The following is a 17,694-nucleotide window of genomic DNA, read 5'->3' as shown; positions in this document are numbered from 1 at the left end:
GTTACTTCTCCTGGATGAGCTGGTCGGGGCGCGAGGGCGCCGCGACGCGGGATACGGGAATGCCGCCGCGCACGGAGCGCAGCGTCACGAGCTTCACCGGCTCCAGCACGTCGCCGGGCGCGCCGTCGCTGATGACGGCGAGCGCGATCGTGTTGCGGCCGTGGTGGTCGAGCACGCCTTCGGGGATCGGGAACACGCGCTGGGGGCCGACATGGGCGATGAACTGGCCCATGTTCCAGCCGTTGACGAAGATGGACGCGCGGTATTTCGCGACCGAGCGCGGGGTGGCGGTGTCGCCGAACGCGATCGCGACGGTGGTATCCTGACCCTTTGGCAAGGCCAGGTCGAAGCGGGTGCGATACCAGGTGGTGCCGGGTCGCACCGTCGCCGCCGGGGCCTGCCATGCGGCGTCGTCGAAGCCGGGCAGGTGCCAGCCGTTGCGCTCACCATATTGGCCGCCGGTGTTGGCGGGGCCGCGGGCGGGATCGGGCAGGTCCTCGCCGCCCTGTCGCCCCTGTACCTTCCACGCGATCGGGATCGCGAAGCTGCGTCCGCCGGGCGCCTCGATCGAGGCGGAGATCAGCCCGCGGGCCTCCTTGTGCGCATCGTCGCTGTCGAGGTCCCAGTTATGGCCGTTGTTGCGGACCATGATGCTGACGACATGCTCGCGCGGGCCCTGCGCCGTGGCGGGCAGGTCGAAGCGGGCGGTGCCGGTGGTGATCGGGCGGGGCAGGCCGCCGGGGAGCTCGTGCTGGCCGACGAAGGCGCCATCGATCCAGACCTGCACCATGCCGGACCCGCCGGCGCCATAGTAGAGCGCGATCTGCCGTGCATCGGGCGTGCCGGTGAACCGGCCGCGATACCAGACGTCGCCGTCGTGAAAGCCATAGGCGTCCATCGACAGGTTCGGCTGGCCATCGGGCCGGGCGGTAATGCTGGCATAGGGTTTGCCCCCGGCCGCCTGCCAGCGGCGGTCGTCGAAGCCGGGCTGCGCCTCGGGCGAGCCGAAGGCGCTGCGCCATGCCAGCGTGGGCAACGTGACGGGTGCGGGGCCGGCGAGCGGGCGCGTGGCCACGCGGCTGCCGACCGCCGTCGTCCGGGTGGCGACGCCGGCGCCGTTCCAGCGGATCGAGCGGATCGCGGCGGGCGCCCAGATTTCCAGCGGGGTGTCCTCACGCGTGTCGCCGGTGAGGTCGAGCGTGCCGCGCTTCGCCGTGACGGTGCGGACGAGCCCCGGCCCGCGGACCAGCGCCGGACCCTGTCGCCAGTAGCGGACCGCCTCCGCCTCGTCGGCGAGGATCAGCGTCAGCGGCGGGCGTCCGCCGCCCGCGATCCGGACGACCGCGCGGCCCCGATGCGCGTAGTTCAGGCGCAGGTCGCCCCTGGTCGCGTCGAAGCGGCTGGTCGCCTGTCCTTCGAGCACGCGCACCTGCGGCGCGGACGTATAGCGCAACGCCGTCTCGCCGCTCTCGCCCGTACGGCCGTAGAGCAGCATCAGGTCGCCGCCGTCGGTGCGCAGCGCGGCCTGCACTTCCGACGTCGAATAGACCAGCCGCTGGCCGCCGATGGTCACGCCGGCGACCAGCCACTTGGCGTCGAAGCCGTCCAGCCGCATCGGTTCGGTGGCGGGGAAGGTGTAGCGGCCGTCGGGCAGGTCGGCGGTGATCGTAAAGGCGTCGTCGCTCGTGCCGTTCGACGGCGCGTGCGTCACCATCAGGAAGCGCGCGTCGCTGTCGGGGTTCCTGTCGTGATAGACCTGCACGTTGGGCGACGATGCCGTCGCCGCGGTGGCCGGGATCATGCCGGCAAGGTCGGGCACCGTGGCGATCAGGCCGCCCAGCTGCTTCATTTCCTCCGCCTTCGGACGCAGCTCCCGCGCCTCGGCGATGGCGGCGCCGTAATCGTAGCTGGTGAACACCACCGGCGCCGGCAGCCAGCCCCAGCTGGTGCCGCCATAGCCCATGTAGACGCTCTGGATGTCGATGCCGTTGGCGAGGTTGGTGCCGTAGAACACCCGCTGGAAACGCTTGCCGCGCTGGATCGCGTTGCATTCGTAGCCGCCGTTCGACCCCCAGTAATCGAACCAGCCGCCGCCGAATTCCGCGAGGAACGCGGGGGTATCGGGGGAGGCGCTGGCGCCGCCCTTCGCGCCGCCCGGACCGTAATAGCCCCAGTCCGGCGCCGCGGAACCGCGGGTCGGCGTGCCGGCCACGGTGCAAGTGCCGCCGGGATAGCCGTCGAAGGCGTACAGGTCGTCGGGGCCGTGGACGACGGTTTCGACCGTGCTGCCCGCCGGCACCCAATAGCCGTTGCGGCCCTGATCGTTGTGGAACAGCGGCACGGTGATGCCGTCGGCACGCGCCCGGGCGTACAGGTGGTCCATGTAGCGGCGCTGCGCGGGCGTGGTCAGCGCCAGTTCGTTCTCGATCTGGTGGAGGATGACGGTGCCGGCATGGCCCTTGCCGTCGCCGTTGATTTGATGCCGCGCGATGATCGCGTCGATCCGCGACAGCCATTCGTCCGCCGCCGCCATATAGGCCGGATCGTCGGTGCGCGCCCGGCCGCGCTGGTTGACCAGCCACCCCGGAAAGCCGCCGCGCGACAGTTCGGCGTTCACATAGGGGCCGGCGCGGGTGATGACGTAAAGCCCCTCCTCGGCCGCCATCCGCAGCACGCGGTCCATGTCCCGGATGCCGGTGAAATCGTACACGCCCTGCTTCGGGCTGTGATAGCCCCAGTCGAAATAGAGCGCGACGGTGTTGAACCCGCTCGCCTTCAGCTTTTGCAGCACGTCGCGCCACAGGTCGGGGCTCGGCAGGCGGAAGGGGTGGAATTCGGCGGACCAGATCACCTGTCGCTTGCCGTCGATCATCAGCGAGCGCGCGTCGTAGCTGACCCGCCCGAAGGTCCTGACCGGCGCCGCGAGGTTTTCGGTCGGCCGCGCGACCTGTGCCCCGGCGCCGGTGGCGAGGACCGACGCCAGCGCGGCCGTGCCGATGCGCAGGGCGGCGCGCAGGCCACGTTCAGTCATGGTGGAATATCATCGCCAGCGGCGTTTCGACCGGGCGATTGTCGGCATGGACCTCCATCAGCGGCGCCATATGGTCCCACCAGCGCTTCATCACCGGATGGTCGGGCAGCGCGTCGCGTCCATTTTCCTCGGCGAGCCTGAGCACCGCGAACAGCGACAGCGTGCCTTCGTCGAGGAAGATCGAATAATCGTGGATGCCGCTCGCCGTCAGCAAGGCCGACAGCTCGGGCCAGATGGCGTCATGCCGCCGGCGATATTCGTCGATCGTGCCGGGCTTCAGCTGCATCCTGAATGCATGGATCGACGTCATTACCCCTCCAGCCCATTATATGGTATTGGTCTGTAGGATTTGGTAAGCTGTTATGGTCGCGAGGTCAAACGCTAACCGCGCCAGAGCGGGGTGTTCGTGACCCGGATCGCATCGGCATCCTCCACACGGAACGGCGGGCGCGCGTCGGGCGTGGCGGTGGCGAGCGTCAGGCCGTCGACGACCAGCCCGCGCGCATGCCGGACCCACAGGCCCCAGGCGGGGGTGACGCCGAACATGCTCGGTTCGGGATAGGCCTGCGCAAGGTCGTCGGGCCGGCGCGCGGCGTCCCCGGCGCTGCCACCGCCGGCATAGGTCAGGCGGACGTCGCGCACGACGACGCCCTCGATCGCGTGGCCGGACAGGCCGGCGATGGTGGCGGCGAACCGATGGTCGATGCCGGTCGCCGCAATGCCTTCGAGCAGCACCCCGCGGATCGCGCCGACGCCGGTGCCGGCGGGGCCGCGGCGGCGATCGCCGATACGCAGGAACAGCGGCGCGGTGGTGACGTCGCGCATCGTCAGCCGCCGGGCGACGACATTCTCCATGACGCCGCCATCGACCGTCTCCAGCGCCAGCCCGCGGCAATGGTCGAAGGTGCAATCCTCGATCAGGATGTTGCGATAGCCGCCGTTGCTCTCGGTGCCGAGCTTGATCCGTCCGGTCGGCCGGTCGCGATCCGGGGCCATCGCCTGCGTCGTGCGGCGGCTGCCGTCGAGCATCGTGCCGAGGTCGTAGCCGCTGACCGCGCAGTCGCGGACGACGACATTCTCCGCCGCGACGGCGCGGCCGAGCGCGAAGCTGCTCTTGACGACGATCGCATCGTCGTTGGGCGTGTTGACGCGGCAGCGCGCGACGAGCGTGTCGCGGACGCAATCGAGGTCGATGCCGTCGCGATCGGTGTCGATCGACAGGTCGCGGATGTCGAGGTCGCGCGTCCCCGTCGCCAGGATCGCGAAATGCCCGCACTTGAGCATCGAGAATCCCGACAGGCGGATGTTGCGGCCGTTCCTGAGCGCGATCGCCTTGTTCCCCAGGCCGTTCATCCGCGCCGCGTCGGGTTCGAGGCGGGCGATCTGCGCGGCGGTCATCTGGCGCATAGACAGCGGGCGCTCGCCGGTCTGCGCCTTCCACCGCGCGCCGGGGCCGTCGCGGGTGAGGCCGATGCCGTGGATCAGGCCAGGGCCGGTGATCGCCACGTCGTAGACATCCTCGCCCCAGATCAGGCTGTTGCGCCAGTGGCTGTGGCCGAAATCCTGATAGAGCTGGTCGCCATTGTCCTCGGGCAGGTCGTAGCCCGTGCCCGCCGCCGCCTCGATCACCGCGCCCTTCGCCAGCACGATCGTCACGCGGCTGCGCAGGCGGATCGAATAGCAGCGATACCGGCCGGCGGGGACGGCGACCGTGCCGCCCTGCGGCAGGAGGGCGGCCGCGGCGATGGCGGCGTTGATCGCATTGGAATCGATCGCCCGCCCGTCGCCCTTGGCGCCATGGTCGCGGATGTCGATCATCGTCGCGGCATGGGCGGGAAAGGGAAGGATGAGGCTCGCGGCCATCCCGAGCGTGGCGGCGCGGCGGGTGACGGGCATGTCGTCCCACGCCCCGGCCTTCGGAGAAGCGGCGGGAGGGGTAGGGGCCGGCATCCCGCTATTGCAGGTTCACATAGGCACCGCCGTCGACCAGCAGCGACGCGCCGGTGACGTAGTTCGCCAGGTCCGACGCCAGGAACACCGTCGGCCCGACGAGGTCGTCGGGCTGGCCGAGCCGCCCGAGCGGGATCCGCCCTTCCATGTACGATCGCTTGGCCTGATCGGCGAGGTCGTCCTTGTTGATGTCGGTGAGGATCGTGCCGGGGAACAGCGAGTTGCAGCGGATACCATGCCTGCCGAGCGCGATCGCCACCGACTGCATCAGCGAATGCAGCCCGGCCTTGGTCGGGGTGTAATGCGTCTGGTATTCGCCGCCGACCAATGCGGAGATCGACGACATCGCGATGATCGAGCCGCCGTCGCCCTGTTTCACCATCTGGTTGGCGGCGGCCTGCACCATGAAATAGGCGCCGTGCAGATTGACCTTCATCGTCCGTTCGAACGTCTCGACCGGCATGTCGAGGAAGGCGTGGAAGGGGCAGATCCCGGCATTGTTGACGAACACGTCGACGCGGCCGAGCGCGGCGACCGCGCGGTCGACGAAATCGGCCGCAGTCGCAGGGTCGGACACGTCACCCTGCACCGCGATCGCCTTTCGGCCCAGCGCCTCGATCTCCGCGACCGCGGCGTTCGCGCCGTCGACGTCGCGGCTGAAGTTCAGCGCGACGTCGGCGCCATGGCGGGCGCAGCCGATCGCGACGGCGCGGCCGATCCCGGCCGACGCGCCGGTGACCAGCACGGTCTTGCCTGCGAGCAACATGGTCTTCTCCTCGGGATGGTCAGTCAGGGTGGGGCTCGAAGCCGAGTTCGTGGCTGATCGCATTGGCGGTGCCGCGGACCTCGTCGGTCAGCGCCGTCATGCGATCGTCGCTCATATATTGCGCGGCGCTCGACACGCTGATCGCGCCGACGATCTTGCCCGCGGCATCGCGGATCGGGGCGGCGACGCAGCGGATCTGGTCCTCGTTTTCCTCGAGGTCGAACGCGCGACCGACCCTGGCATAGCCTTCCATGCGCTCGCGCCAGACCTTCGCATCCGCCCGCGGCGCGCCCGCCGCCTGGTCGGCGGCGAAGCGTTCGTCCCAATAGGCGGGCGGCGAATCGATCATCAGCGCCTTGCCGAGACCGGTCGAGCTCAGCGGCTGGCGGTCGCCGACGCGGCTGGAGATGGTGATGCGGCGGCGCCCGGGCACCTTGTCGAGGTACAGCGCGAAGTCGCCGTCGAACACGCCGAGGTGCACGGTGTCCTCGGTCGAGGCGGCAAGCTCTTCGAGATGCGGGCGGGCGACCTGGACGAGGTCCGCCTGCGCCTGCGCCAGCGTGCCGAGCAGCAGCAGCTTGGGCCCCAGCCGGTACCCCGACCGCGGCGTGAAGGCGAGGTAGCCGCGATCGACCAGCGCGGACAGCAGCCGGTGCGTCGTGCTCTTGGTGAGGTCGAGCTTCGCGGCGAGCTCGCTCAGCGACAGCACCTCATGGCTCACCGCCTCGATCAGGTCGAGCCCGCGCATCAGCGTCTGGCTGCCCGCGCCGACGGCGCCGGCGACTTCGGGCTTTTCGATGGTTGCCATGGAGGATTTCATGCCCACTCCTTAGGATGCCTTCCTGCATGCTGGCAATTCAAGAAGCGACCGGTCGCCGCAACGGCGACGACCGGCCAGGGGGAGGAACGCGATCAGAACTTCAGCGAGAAGCCAGCGAAGAAACGCTGGCCGGGGTAATAGACCTCCGACGTGCCGATGTTCTTGATATAGGTCTTGGAATATTCCTTGTTGATGTTCTGCATTTCCATGAACAGGCTGTAATGCCATTCCGGAAAGCGGAAGGTGATCTTGCCGTCGAGATAGCCTTCGCCCTTGCGGTATATCGGCAGATTGCCGTTGGTCGCGCTGGACACCGTGTCGAGCCAGTTCGAACGGTAATTGTAGCTCAGCCGGGCGTTCAGCCAGTCCTTGTCGTAGAAGACGCTGGCGTTGTACGTCCACGTCGACAGGCCGGGATATTCGGTCAACGGCTGGTTGGTCGCCGCATTGGTCAGGTTGGTCCGGATCGCGCGGGCATAGGTGACGTTGCCCGAAGCACCCAGGCCGTCGAACGGCTTCGGCAGGAAGGTGAAGGCAGTCTGCGCGCTCGCCTCGATCCCGTCGAGCAACGCGCCGAACCCGTTGATGGGCTGGCGCACCGTGTAGGTGACGCCGTCCTGGAACAGGTCGACGCCGCTGCGTGTCACGTTCGGGATGACGAAGCTCTTCTCGTATTTCTTGTAATAGCCGACGCTCACCAGCGTGTCGCGGTTCGGATACCAGGCGAGGTTCACTTCCCACGCGTCGGCACGGTACGGCACCAGCGCGGGATTGCCCGCGGTGCAGACGTCGTCCAGCGCCGCGACCGTCGCGTCGTCGAGGCAGTTGATGTTCGGCACGAGGTCGGTCGGCTTCGGCCGGGCGAGGTTCTTCGCCCAATTGGCACGCAGGACGAGGTCCGGCGTGATCTCCAGCGCCGCGTTGAACGCGGGCAGGATGTCGTGATATTCGTTCGACAGCGACAATTGCTGTGCGGCCAGGGTCACGGTCTCGACCGCGCCGGTCGCGGTGAAGCGGGTAACCCGGCTGATGTTGGTGCCGGTCCCGGTGTCGCGGGTGTAGGTGTAACGCACGCCGGCGTTTCCGGTCAGGCGCATACCGAAGACACGCGTGTCCATGTTGGCCTGGATATAGCCCGACGCGATCTTTTCGGAGATCTTGACCGACGGAATCTGAGGCAGGCCGTCGGCGTTGAACAGCAGATCGTTGTCGAACGACGACAGGTCGTAATATTGGCCGAGCAATGTCGGGTTGAAGTTGGCGATCGCGATCCGGTCGGGGATGCTCGACGGGGCCCCCTTCAGGCCGCTGAACAACGGCGCGCCCGCGCTGACGCCGCCGATCGACGCGATCAGATTGGCATATTCGGTGCGGGTCAGCGAATAGGCCGACCCGATGTTCCGCTGCGGCACCGTCGCGGCGTTCACGAGCTGCGTCGTGTACGACACGTTTGCACTGGTCTGGTACACCAGCGGCGTCACCCCCGGTGCCGACAGCAGGCGCGAACCACCGCCATTGTACTGCAGATAGTCGGCCCAGCGGTACTGGCCGCCATATTCGATGCTCTTGAGCGGGCCGGCCTCGACCTCCCAGTCCACGTCCAGTTTCAGCTGGTCCTCGGTATTGGAGGCATCGGTCGGGCGATACTGCACGCTCGGACCGGCTGCACCAAGCTCGTTCCCGCGCCGCGTATAGTCGGTGTAGATGCTGGGATCGGCAGGGTTGACGGTGCTGGGATAGGTGAAGACCGGAATGCCGAGGTTGTTGCGCGTGTCGACGGTCACGCCCGAGATGCCTGTCGAGAGCGAAATGAGGTTTGTTTCGCCCGCAGTATGCGCCTTGGAATGCGATGCCAGGCCCTTGATCTGGATCCGGTCGAAATCCCAGTCGAACCCGGCCTGGTAATATTGCGACTTCTGATTGTACTGGAAATCGCGACGCTGGACGCCAAGGATGTTGCTCGATCCGCTGTACACGGGGGCGGCGGCGGTGCCGATGTTCACGCCGTCCAGTGCGGTCTGGTAGCTGGTGACGACGTGATTGGCGTCGACCGTCGCGCTGCTCTGCTTGACCTGTGGCCGCGACGTGGCGTTGTTCAGGCCGGCGCCGAGGACGGGGTCGAGCTGGTAGCGCTGGAACCGGCCCATATCGAGCGAGTAGTTGGTGTCGAACAGCCGCTGGTCGCGATTGTTGATCGTGGCTTCCGCATAGGCGCGGAAATTGGATGCGACCTCGTACTGGACGGTGAGGTCGCCTGAGATGCGCTTGTCGCGGCGGACGAGGTTGCGATAGCGCGGAACGGTCGGTGCCCAGTCGAAGAACTGGGTTTCGCAGGCGAGGCGGCGCGCGGTCGCATTCGACGTGTTCTGGCCGCCGACACCGGCGCAGCTCGCATAGGTGTTGAAGCTTGAATAGAGCGGGTCGGCGACCGTCTTCTGGTCCGAATGGTCGAAGTCGGCGAGCCGGCTGTAGTTGGTGTTGCTGGCGTAATCCTGCCGCGTCGACTTGTCGTCGTAGGTGACGTTGAGCAGCACGCCGAGGCCTTCGACGAGGAACTTGGGCGTGCCCAGCACGATCGTGCCGCGCGGCCGCCAGTCCTGCGTCGTGTCCAGATGCTGTTCGGAGAAGACGACCGAGCCGAGCGCCTGCTTCAGTTCGAGCGGTTTGCGCGTTTCCACCCGAACGGTGCCGCCGATGCCGCCTTCGGTCAGGCTAGCCTGATAGCCCTTGAACACGTCGATCGACTTGACGAGCTCGGTCGCCAGTTCGCGGAAATCGCCCGACCGGTCGCCGGTCGCGGACGCCTGGCTGACGCCGTTGATCTCGACGCGGTTGAGGTCGGGTTCGACGCCGCGGATCGATACCTTCACGCCCTCGCCGAAGTCGCGTTGCAGCTGCACGCCGGTGATGCGCGACAGCGAATCGCCGACGTTCTTGTCGGGGAAGCTCGCGATGTCGTCGGCGACGATCGAATCGACCACGGTGCCCGCGTTGCGCTTGCGCGCGATGGCGGATTGCAGCGAGGCGCGGGTGCCGACGACCAGGATGTCCTCGGGCTTCGCCTCGGGATCGTTGGCGTCGGGCGTTCCGGTGGCGGTCTGGACCGGGGCGTCGGCGGGCGCGGGATTGGTCGCGGGCGTTTCGGCGGGCGACTTCGGCTCGACCGCGGCCGACGACGGCGCGACGTTGCGATCGCCGGGGACCGGGCCGGTCTGCGCGATGGCCGGCGTGGCGGCGCAGGCGAGCGCGATGGCGAGGACGGACGTCGTCGCAAGGGTGGTGCGGGCGGCCTGGCGGCTGGCGGTCATGATGGTATCTCCCCTGTTGGGCCGCGTTGCGGCCGATGGGCGCTGCGTGTCGTCGCGGTCGCCCCGATGATATGGTTCGGCGGGCGTCAGCCGGCGGAGCGGTGAGCTGCGGGCGCGCCGGCGGCGGGCGCCCATGGGCGCGGCGCGGGTCGAACCTGTCGCTGCATCGGCCTTGTCATTCGCGTCCCCTCCAGTGCGACCCGGCTGTTACCGTCGTCGTGGCATCCCGTGCCGATCCCGAATGTCCACATACTGGACCGGTGTTCCGATCCTATGTTGCCAAAATCTGAAATGCAATCATGATTATTGAGACAGGCGGTAATTGCCTGACATGAACACGATGGAGAGGAAGATCATGGCTGCCCACCGAATCAGGCATTTGGCCGCGTTGCTCGCCGGCGCCGCCGGCGTCGCCACCGCGCATGCCGCCCCCGGGCGGAGCAGCGAGCGGCTGGACCGCGGCCTGATCGCCTCGCCCGCGCGCGACGGCGGCTGGCTGGTCGGCTGGCGACTGCTCGCCACCGATGCGCCGACGATCCGTTTCGACGTCTATCGCGACGGGCGCAAGATCAATCCGCGGCCGATCGCCGACGCGACCGCCTTCGTCGATCCGCAGGGCAGCGCGACGGCGCGCTACACGATTCGCGCGCTGACCGCCGGGCGGGCCGGGGCACCCGGCCCCGCCGCGCTGATGTTGCCGCGCGGCTATCTGTCGATCCCGTTGACGCCGCCCCCCGGCGGCACGACGCCCGCGGGCGAGACCTATGGCTATACCGCCAACGACGCCTCGGTCGGCGACCTCGACGGCGACGGCCGGTATGAGGTCGTGCTGAAATGGGACCCGACCAACAGCCACGACAACAGCCAGGCGGGCTACACCGGCAACGTCTTCCTCGATGCCTATACGCTGGACGGGCGGCGGCTGTGGCGGATCGACCTCGGCCGCAACGTCCGCGCCGGCGCGCACTATACGCAATTCCAGGTGTTCGACTTCGACGGCGACGGTCGCGCCGAAGTCGCGATGAAGACTGCCGACGGGACGGTCGACGGCACGGGCGCGGTGATCGGCGACGCGAGGGCCGACTGGCGCGGCCATGACGGTGAAGTGCCGCAGCCCGACCGCACCGGCGCCAGGGTGCTCGCCGACGGCACCAGGGTCGCGCCGCTTCAGGGGCGCATCCTGAAGGGGCCGGAATATCTGACCGTGTTCGACGGGCGCAGCGGCCGGGCGCTCGCCACCGCGCCCTACGATCCGCCCCGCTATCCGGGTGGCGATCCGACGTTCGAGCAACTGCGCGACACCTGGGGTGATGGCTACGGCAACCGTTCGGACCGGTTCCTCGCCGGCGTCGCCTATCTCGATGGCCGGCTGCCCAGCATGATCTTCGGGCGCGGCTATTATGCGCGAACCACCGTCGCCGCCTGGGACTATCGCGGCGGCACGCTCACGCGCCGCTGGCTGTTCGACAGCGCGGCGCCCGGCAACGCCGACTATGCGGGACGCGGCAACCACGAGCTGAGCATCGCCGATGTCGACGGCGACGGCCGCGACGAGGTGATCTACGGATCGATGGCGATCGACGACGACGGCAAGGGTCTTTGGACCGATCCACTGTATCACGGCGATGCGATGCACGTCGCCGACCTCGACCCGCTGCGGCCGGGGCTGGAGAAATGGGGCGTGCACGAAGAGGTGAAGCGCAACGGCGGGATCGGATCGGCGCTGCTCGACGCGCGCACCGGCGCGGTGTTGTGGACCAAGCCCGCCGACCGGGACACCGGTCGCGGGCTCGCCGCCGATATCGATCCGCGCCACGTCGGCGCCGAATTCTGGGGATCGAACAGCCGCGACCTGTTCGACGTCAGGGGCAACGCGATCGGGCCGGCACCGCGCCAGACCAATTTCGCGCTCTATTGGGACGGCGACCTGTTGCAGGAGCTGCTCGACGGCACGACGATCAGCAAGTGGGACTGGCGGACGGGCACCGCCACCCCGCTGCTCCACCCCGAAGACGTCGCGTCGAACAACGGCACCAAGGCGAATCCGGCGCTCCAGGCCGATATCCTGGGCGACTGGCGCGAGGAGGTGATCTGGCGCACCGCGGACAATCGCGAATTGCGTATCTACACGACGCCCTATCCGACCCGGCACCGGCTGGTCACGCCGATGCAGGACCCCGTCTACCGGCTGGGCGTCGCGTGGCAGAACACCGCCTACAACCAGCCGCCGCACCTGTCCTATTTCCCCGGCAGCCGGACGCCGGCGGATCGCGCGGAGTAGCGCGGCGGCGAAACGCTGCGTTGCGCGCCTGCCGGCTTGCCGCGGGGCGGCCGGAGGGGGCAACGCAGCGGCCCGGAGGACAGCATATGACGTTTCGCACCATCACCGCCTTGCATCGCGCGCACCGCGACGACATCGGCGATCTCGTGACGCGGCGGCCGCTGCCGGGGCCGGGCCTGCCCCAGGTCGACCCGTTCCTGTTCCTCAACCACCACGGGCCGCAGACCTACCGGCCGGGCAATGCGGGCCTGCCGTTCGGCCCGCACCCGCATCGCGGGTTCGAAACGGTGACCTTCATCCTCGCCGGCACGCTGGCGCATCACGATTCGGGCGGCCATGCCAGCGTCATCGCGGCGGGCGGCGTGCAGTGGATGACGGCCGGATCGGGGCTGATCCACGCCGAGGTTTCGCCGCCCGCGTTCAAGCGCGACGGCGGGCCGCTCGAGATCCTGCAACTGTGGGTCAACCTGCCGTCGCGTCTCAAGATGACCGCGCCGCGCTATACGGGGTTGCAGGCGGAGGCGATCCCCGCGCTGCCCGTCGCCGACGGACGCGGACGGATCGACCTCGTGTCCGGGACGATCGGCGATACGGCGGGGCCGATCGCGTCGTCGACCGGGGTGACTCTGGCGACCGTACGGCTCGCGGCGGGCGCGTGCGTCGACCTGCCGACACCGTGCGGCAGGTCGGTGCTGCTCTATGTGGTGTCGGGGCGGGTGCGCAGCGGCGACGTCGTGCTGGAGCGCTGGACGCTCGCCACGGTCGGCGACGACGGCGACGCGGTGCGGATTACCGCGTCGGAGGATGCGGTGCTGCTGTTCGGCCACGCCGATCCGATCGGCGAACCCGTCGTCGCGCACGGCCCCTTCGTGATGAACACCCGCGACGAGATCGCGGCGGCGATCCGCGATTATCAGGCGGGGCTGTTCGACGGCGACGGACCGCTGCCCGCGGTGTGACGCGCGCGGGTCGGGGGTTCAGCGGCGGCGGCGGGGTAATGGTGCCCGGGGACGGATTCGAACCGCCGACACTGCGATTTTCAGTCTATGAGAACCTTCATCCCGAAGGTTCCCAATCCTTCCCTTATCAATGACTTAGCGGCCTAAAGGCCGTACCGAACGTCCCTACCGATCACCCATCTTCCCGCGTTTTCCCGGATCAGTTACACAAGAATTACAGAAGGGGAGGGCAGCGAGCGCGCTGGTTCTCACAGCTTGTCAGTACCGGCTGCGGCTTTACGATCAGTCTAATGGCTAAGCCCCCGCGCAACCCGATCTGGTCCAGAGACGAGCTAACCCTAGCCCTCGACCTATACGTAAAGACAGGGGGTAACCCGACCGCGAAAGATGACGTTGCGATAGAGGCGCTGTCCGCAGTCCTAAACAAGATGCACCGGCTTAACGGCGGCGGCGGCAGCGACACGCTTCGGAACCGCAATGGCGTGTACCTAAAGGTCATGAACTTCCGTTCGTCCGACCCGGTGTACCTCGACCAAGGCAAGGTCGGTATGCAGCGTGGAAACCGCCTAGAACGCGTGCTGTGGGCCGAATACTACGGTCGGCTAGCTGATCTAGCTACAGACGCAGAGGCGATAAGGCAGGCCGTTATAGGCGTAGACGAGGCGGCCCTAGCAAAGCTACCGCCGGTTGAGCCTTACGAAGGTGAAGAGGGCGGCGTCATCATGCGTCTCCACAAACGCTATGAGCGCGATCCGAAGCTTGTACGCCAGAAGCGTAAGGCAGCGGCAGCGGCGGGGTTGTTGGCTTGCGAGGTTTGCGGATTCGACTTCGAACGAGCATATGGTGAGCTAGGTGCCGGCTATATCGAAGTACACCACACTAAGCCGGTCCACACCCTAAAACCCGGCACATTGACGAAGCTCGCAGACCTCGCCCTGCTATGTGCTAATTGCCATCGCATGGCCCATAGGCAGCGTAATGCCCTTTCGTTGCCCGCGCTTCAGCAGAAATACTTGGCGAGTGAGCGCGAACACTACGATTAGCGTTAATATGATAATAAAGCAAAGAGCAAACGGCTCGCAACCTCGATTTTATCGATAAAAACAATTCCACGGTGTGGGATTAGTTGTATTTGCCCTATTGCAACAACCTAGGCAGATTTATCATCCAACACGGTCAGTAACCCGGTGGCATCCGGGGGCGTTAACACCGGCTGAGGATTGCGATCATCCGCTTTGCGCAAGCTAAGCGCCTTGATTGCCTTAAGGCTTTCGTTTCGGCGTTCCCGTGCAACGTACCACTCGACAAACAGAACCTCGACTAGATCGATAAGCATTTGAGCTTCATCTGCGTCAACATCAACGATTATATTGATGTCTTTCTCCATATGTGCCCCGATATTACCGATAGATCGGACATGATCGATCGCCTCGACGGTATCTATATCGACGCCCTTTGGACCCAATCCACCTTCCACCGCTTCGCGCAGAGCCTTGATTTCTTGAGCTAGTGTACCTCTCTTGATGTCGCAGAAATCGCGGATCATACCCTGTAAGCACCTTCGAACGAGAGTCGCAGACGCTTTTGGACTTAGGTCCCTGATAGCACAGGCCTCTTCATAATCGATCACAAGGGGTCGAGGTATGTATGACGGCTGCGGCTTGCTTGTCCCACGGGGTAGAAACCTAACGTTTGCGATAAAAGGGCCGCCACGATAATAGAATTTCGGCCCATCCACGGAACTCATTTGAGCTGCCGGCAAGAGAAACGCCGATATCGTTAGCTTCATACATTTTGGGTTTACGCAGCCAAGAGCATTGTAGCCAAGCAATACGTTGCCGTCCGCTAGTCCGTCTATATCAATATGAATGTTTTTGGAAGCGGATTTAGACGCAGACTTCATTTGCGCAAAATTGCAGTGAGGGCAGACCCAGCTCTCGGCAAGCGGCAACTTGTTTCCCATCGAGCACTCCACGATCCGTCTACGACCTGGAGTTTATAGTGGCATGCAACAGGGCAATCAGACAACAATAAGCGAGCGTTACCCCCGTACCTCACGCTCCCCGGCCCCCACGATTATGACACGCCTAACCGGCCCGCCTTGTCGGACGCGGTTCGTTCTCCCGCGTAGCGCGTTACCAATGCCAGTCCTCACCCCGGCCGGATTGCTGACCGCGCCGTTGCTCTGCTCGGAAGTTGTAAGTCATGAGCCACCCCTAAAGACGTTCCAACGCGCCGCTCAGAAGATATGACTCCGCATATCAGCGCCTAGCTCATATAATACCCCTACCTTATGAGCGACTCGGAGCCGTTATGTCCCGCATTGCCTACTATCGTTGTTCCACAGCGGACCAGAGCATCGAAGCGCAGCGGCAAGCCCTTAGCGGTCCTTTCGAGCGCGAGTTCGTCGACGAGGGCGTGTCCGGCGCGGTACTCGCCGCCGATCGCCCCGGCTTTGCTGCGTTGCTCGGCTACGTTCGCGAGGGCGACACGGTCTGCATCTATTCGATCGATCGGCTAGGCCGCGACGCCCTCGACATACAAGCTACTATCCGGCGCCTGATCGACAAGGGGGTGACCGTCGACGTGCGGGGCCTTGGACCGATCGCTAAGGGCGTTGGCGAGCTTATCGTAGCGGTGCTGGCACAGGTTGCCGAAATGGAGCGCCAGCGGATTAGGGAGCGCTGCGATGCCGGTCGGGCAGCGGCGCGGGCTTCGCTGGCTAGCACGGGCAAGACCCATCGGGGCAAGGTCAGTCTAGGCCGTCCGGTTGCTCACGATCGAAATCATGTGGTCGCATGGCGAAAGCAAAACGCAGCTAGCATTGCTACTACGGCGGCGCATTTCGATATCTCGTTGGCGACGGTAAAGCGCTACTGTGCCGCCGCATGAGCGTTCGTCCACGCAAGCCCTTCCGCGCCGTGCCTATCCGAATGGATAAGGTGATCCGTATCAACCGCGCTGGTCAGGATCGCTACGGACGCACCTTGGCTACCTCGTCGAGCGACAAAGGCGATTTGTCATGCTGGCAGCTTCAACATGGACTGGCGGTCTATAAGGCGCGATGGGACAACGGTATACGAGTTCTACGAACGTGTCCGAGCAGGGTGCTGCGGTCGACGGAAGCGTCTGCTTGGGGGCGTTAGCAAAAGGTTCGCTATTGGCGGGTACACCCCGTTAGCGAGCTATCAACATCAGTCGGATCGCCGTGCGCCTACGTGATGGGTCAAAGAGGGAAACATGGTTTTTGGAAGCCGCGGCCAACGATCCGTAGCAAAACGGTTACCGCTCGTTGTTACGCTTTCATGCGGTATGCTTAGCGTCGTTCTCCGCATTGCTATACGCCTCGATAGCCTGACCGGGCAGATTGCCCGAGCTGCGGGTATAGGCTTTGCCGTTATTAGTATTGTCGCGGCTATTTACCTGTTTATTTGTTTTCGTCTTAATGCTCGCGGGATCGATGATCGGATCGACAAACTTTTATCAGAGCGAGCGCGGCCGAATATCCGCTACCATCACGATCGTTAGACCTTAAACGTTGAGCGCGGCGAGGCGTGCTCGGAACATTCGCTTTTTTGGGGTATAGCAGTCGTTTATCAAGCATTATACGCTACCCAGAATCGAAATTGCGGGGATAAGCAAATGATAGACCGTATTACTGATACTGCACTAAGGATCGCGCTTTTGCTGGCGAGCATAGGATCACTCCTTTCCCTTACCGAAATGACGATCGAGCACTTTACCCCGATCAGATATTATTGGTGGGCAGCAGTCGCGTTTTTTGGCGCTACGATCGCACTGGCGGCGGCAATCCGCATCAGAGGCGACCAATTAGCACCGCGGTCGGAGTGAAGTGAAGGCAACGCTACGCTGGCCGACGCTAACTATATAATCCCGCATAGCCGATTTCGGATCGATTACCTTCATTTTTTGAAGGTGGGAGCAAAGGGACATCAAGTAACGAGCGGTCGCTGGCTTCGTTGCCGGTCGCATTCGGATGCGTGTTAGTGATCGTCTTACCGCTAGTCGGCCTAGCGGTTGGCTGCTCATTGGGCGGCGGCGAAGGTATTGGATGGGCTGCGGTCGCTAGTCAGCTAGTCAATCGCAGAGTGCGGAGCGTTGGCGCGCCTATTAAATACAAACCTCGTTGCTGTCGATGTTTTGACTCAATCTTTATAAATGCTGGCAAGGGTTAGCCTGTAAATGGCCGGCCTGTAGGCAGGAATGGGCATGGCAAACTTCATCGAGTATTGGACCATACAGGTCGTTGCTATTACATATCTTGCGATATTGGGCTGGGGCTGTGCGGTCGTTCAACACGACATTCGTGCACGCGTGCTTTTGACCCCCATCGTGGTTGCTGGGCCGATGATGTACGGCCTCTGGTACTATCCAGTGGTCGGACTTTTCATCGGATCAGGTGTCCCACTTGTCTTTATGTCGTTGTTAGCAATTCGCAATTTGTACTTTTATCGTGATCGTCCTCTTGTGTAAGGCTCATACTCACGAATTACGTGTTCGAAACCGACTATGTCGGTCGACCTTGCTCGCGTTTGCTGCAATAATTTCGTCGTGCCAA

The 17,694-nt window shown here is 65.1% G+C and carries 12 protein-coding genes; 5 read left to right on the top strand and 7 right to left on the bottom strand.

Annotated elements, in window-relative coordinates; all coding sequences use genetic code 11:
• Nucleotide 1: 1 nt before the first annotated feature.
• From LPN01_RS07925 to LPN01_RS07900, 6 genes are all read right to left on the bottom strand, one after another.
• The gene (locus LPN01_RS07925) at nt 2-3,031 is read right to left on the bottom strand and encodes a beta-galactosidase (protein WP_262827835.1); all 3,030 of its coding nucleotides are present in this window, start codon (nt 3,029-3,031) and stop codon (nt 2-4) included.
• Entirely contained in the window at nt 3,024-3,341 is a 318-nt protein-coding gene (rhaM, locus tag LPN01_RS07920) for an L-rhamnose mutarotase (RefSeq protein WP_262827834.1), read from the bottom strand. Before rhaM ends, LPN01_RS07925 begins: the two co-directional genes overlap by 8 nt.
• Nucleotides 3,342-3,412: 71 nt before the next feature.
• Complete coding sequence (locus LPN01_RS07915; RefSeq protein WP_262827833.1) at nt 3,413-4,927, bottom strand: glycoside hydrolase family 28 protein; 1,515 nt, start codon at nt 4,925-4,927, stop codon at nt 3,413-3,415.
• A 58-nt stretch (nt 4,928-4,985) separates the two neighbouring features.
• Entirely contained in the window at nt 4,986-5,747 is a 762-nt protein-coding gene (locus LPN01_RS07910) for an SDR family NAD(P)-dependent oxidoreductase (RefSeq protein WP_262827832.1), read from the bottom strand.
• A 19-nt stretch (nt 5,748-5,766) separates the two neighbouring features.
• Entirely contained in the window at nt 5,767-6,555 is a 789-nt protein-coding gene (locus LPN01_RS07905) for an IclR family transcriptional regulator (RefSeq protein WP_262827831.1), read from the bottom strand.
• Nucleotides 6,556-6,659: 104 nt separating this feature from the next.
• A complete protein-coding gene (locus LPN01_RS07900) occupies nt 6,660-9,875 on the bottom strand; it encodes a TonB-dependent receptor (RefSeq protein WP_262827830.1) in 3,216 nt (1,071 codons plus the stop codon).
• A 355-nt stretch (nt 9,876-10,230) separates the two neighbouring features.
• Here LPN01_RS07900 and LPN01_RS07895 point away from each other — a divergent pair, with 355 nt between their 5' ends.
• The 3 genes from LPN01_RS07895 (at nt 10,231) to LPN01_RS07885 (ending at nt 14,158) form a co-directional block, all read left to right on the top strand.
• Entirely contained in the window at nt 10,231-12,156 is a 1,926-nt protein-coding gene (locus LPN01_RS07895; RefSeq protein WP_262827829.1) for a rhamnogalacturonan lyase, read from the top strand.
• Between the two features lie 86 nt (nt 12,157-12,242).
• Nucleotides 12,243-13,115: a pirin family protein gene (locus LPN01_RS07890; RefSeq protein WP_262827828.1), complete on the top strand. Its 873-nt coding sequence runs from the start codon at nt 12,243-12,245 to the stop codon at nt 13,113-13,115.
• 290 nt (nt 13,116-13,405) lie between these two features.
• On the top strand, nt 13,406-14,158 hold the full coding sequence (locus tag LPN01_RS07885; protein ID WP_262827827.1) for an HNH endonuclease: 753 nt from the start codon (nt 13,406-13,408) through the stop codon (nt 14,156-14,158).
• 107 nt (nt 14,159-14,265) lie between these two features.
• On the opposite strand, the gene LPN01_RS07880 is transcribed toward LPN01_RS07885, so the two are convergent.
• Nucleotides 14,266-14,862 (bottom strand): DUF4145 domain-containing protein, encoded by a 597-nt coding sequence (locus LPN01_RS07880; protein ID WP_262827899.1) that lies wholly within the window; start codon nt 14,860-14,862, stop codon nt 14,266-14,268.
• Between the two features lie 566 nt (nt 14,863-15,428).
• Here LPN01_RS07880 and LPN01_RS07875 point away from each other — a divergent pair.
• Nucleotides 15,429-16,007, top strand: a complete 579-nt coding sequence (locus LPN01_RS07875) for a recombinase family protein (RefSeq protein WP_262827826.1) — start codon at nt 15,429-15,431, stop codon at nt 16,005-16,007.
• 1,338 nt (nt 16,008-17,345) lie between these two features.
• Nucleotides 17,346-17,609, top strand: coding sequence for a hypothetical protein (locus LPN01_RS07870; RefSeq protein WP_262827825.1), 264 nt, complete (start codon nt 17,346-17,348; stop codon nt 17,607-17,609).
• Nucleotides 17,610-17,694 lie beyond the last annotated feature (85 nt).

Source organism: Sphingomonas sp. A2-49, assembly GCF_025548555.1.
Classification (GTDB): domain Bacteria; phylum Pseudomonadota; class Alphaproteobacteria; order Sphingomonadales; family Sphingomonadaceae; genus Sphingomonas.
This window is presented reverse-complemented; position numbering and strand designations above follow the sequence as displayed.

Excerpts from the sequence above, each read along its gene's own strand:
- LPN01_RS07925 (WP_262827835.1), bottom strand. The coding sequence starts at position 3,031 with ATGACTGAACGTGGCCTGCGCGCCGCCCTGCGCATCGGCACGGCCGCG.
- rhaM (WP_262827834.1), bottom strand. The coding sequence starts at position 3,341 with ATGACGTCGATCCATGCATTCAGGATGCAGCTGAAGCCCGGCACGATC.
- LPN01_RS07915 (WP_262827833.1), bottom strand. The coding sequence starts at position 4,927 with ATGCCCGTCACCCGCCGCGCCGCCACGCTCGGGATGGCCGCGAGCCTC.
- LPN01_RS07910 (WP_262827832.1), bottom strand. The coding sequence starts at position 5,747 with ATGTTGCTCGCAGGCAAGACCGTGCTGGTCACCGGCGCGTCGGCCGGG.
- LPN01_RS07905 (WP_262827831.1), bottom strand. The coding sequence starts at position 6,555 with ATGGCAACCATCGAAAAGCCCGAAGTCGCCGGCGCCGTCGGCGCGGGC.
- LPN01_RS07900 (WP_262827830.1), bottom strand. The coding sequence starts at position 9,875 with ATGACCGCCAGCCGCCAGGCCGCCCGCACCACCCTTGCGACGACGTCC.
- LPN01_RS07895 (WP_262827829.1), top strand. The coding sequence starts at position 10,231 with ATGGCTGCCCACCGAATCAGGCATTTGGCCGCGTTGCTCGCCGGCGCC.
- LPN01_RS07890 (WP_262827828.1), top strand. The coding sequence starts at position 12,243 with ATGACGTTTCGCACCATCACCGCCTTGCATCGCGCGCACCGCGACGAC.
- LPN01_RS07885 (WP_262827827.1), top strand. The coding sequence starts at position 13,406 with ATGGCTAAGCCCCCGCGCAACCCGATCTGGTCCAGAGACGAGCTAACC.
- LPN01_RS07880 (WP_262827899.1), bottom strand. The coding sequence starts at position 14,862 with ATGAGTTCCGTGGATGGGCCGAAATTCTATTATCGTGGCGGCCCTTTT.
- LPN01_RS07875 (WP_262827826.1), top strand. The coding sequence starts at position 15,429 with ATGTCCCGCATTGCCTACTATCGTTGTTCCACAGCGGACCAGAGCATC.
- LPN01_RS07870 (WP_262827825.1), top strand. The coding sequence starts at position 17,346 with ATGGCAAACTTCATCGAGTATTGGACCATACAGGTCGTTGCTATTACA.